General features: G+C 69.9%; 1 protein-coding gene. It reads left to right on the forward strand.

Going from position 1 to position 960, the window contains the following annotated elements:
- Nucleotides 1–539: 539 nt before the first annotated feature.
- The gene (locus HG543_RS53840) at nt 540–686 is read left to right on the forward strand and encodes a hypothetical protein (RefSeq protein WP_169352701.1); all 147 of its coding nucleotides are present in this window, start codon (nt 540–542) and stop codon (nt 684–686) included.
- The last annotated feature ends 274 nt before the right edge of the window (nt 687–960 follow it).

Below are 960 nucleotides of genomic sequence, written 5' to 3' on the forward strand. Positions count from 1 at the left end.
GCGGAGGGCTGCTCCTGGCGGGCGTGGGGTTCGCGCTGTTCGGGACGGGAGGGGAGAAGGCGGTGCCCGTCCCCGTGAAGCCGCTGCCGGTGCAGGCGCGACCTGACGACACGGTGGCCGCGGCGCCTGGCGGGGCGACGGGTGGGAAGGCGGAGACGCCCAAGCGGGAAGAGCCCCGTCCCTCCGAGCCGGTGGCTGCGGCGCCCGATGCGGGGGCCGTCGCGGTGGTGGCTCCGGCTGTCGTCGATGCGGGTGTCGCGGGTGCCGGCGTGGAGCGGGTTCCGGACGGTGCGGCTGTGGTTGCCGCCGCGGCAGCGCCCGGGACGGCGGCTCCCGTGGGTTCGACGCTTCCCGTTGGGAACGGGGCTCCTGCTCCCAGTCCCGTGACGAAGACTGCGGCAGGGAGCCCGACGGCTTCACCCGCCACCCAGACTCCCCGGCAGCCTTCGCGCCCCCGTCCCGCGCCAGTCAAGGTCCCGATTTCTATTCGAATCAATCCCTATGCCGTCCTGTACCTGGACGGGAAACTCCTCGGAACGATGCCGTTCGAGAAGCCCATCGAAGCAACCGTGGGCAAGCACACACTTCGGCTCGAGAACCCGGAAGCGAAGCTGAAGAAGGTGACGACCATCGAGGTGACGGCGAACGGGCCGAACGTGTTCAAGCTCAAGTGGGATGAGCCATAGGACGGGAGAAGCCTCGTGAGCCGCGGGTGCGCGGTGAGGCTTCCGGGGCTGTTGCCGGGCTCGACCGGAAGGGTGAGCGCCCGGCCCTTCGCACACCTGGGCCGGGACCTTCCCGTGCGGGAGTGAATCGGTTGGTTCGTGGCGTCACTAGTACCTCAGCACAGAGGTTCTGACCGATTGGCTTTGGGCCTGCTCAGCGTAGGACGGGCAGAAGTTCCGGGGCCAGCAGCAGCTCGATGCTGCGGGCCTGTCCGGCGCTGCGCCGGATGAGCCC

Origin of the sequence: Pyxidicoccus fallax (assembly GCF_012933655.1) — a bacterium.
GTDB classification, from domain to species: Bacteria; Myxococcota; Myxococcia; order Myxococcales; family Myxococcaceae; genus Myxococcus; species Myxococcus fallax.

Bases quoted from the DNA above. Each gene is read 5' to 3' on its own strand.
- HG543_RS53840 (WP_169352701.1), top strand. From the start codon at position 540: ATGCCGTTCGAGAAGCCCATCGAAGCAACCGTGGGCAAGCACACACTT.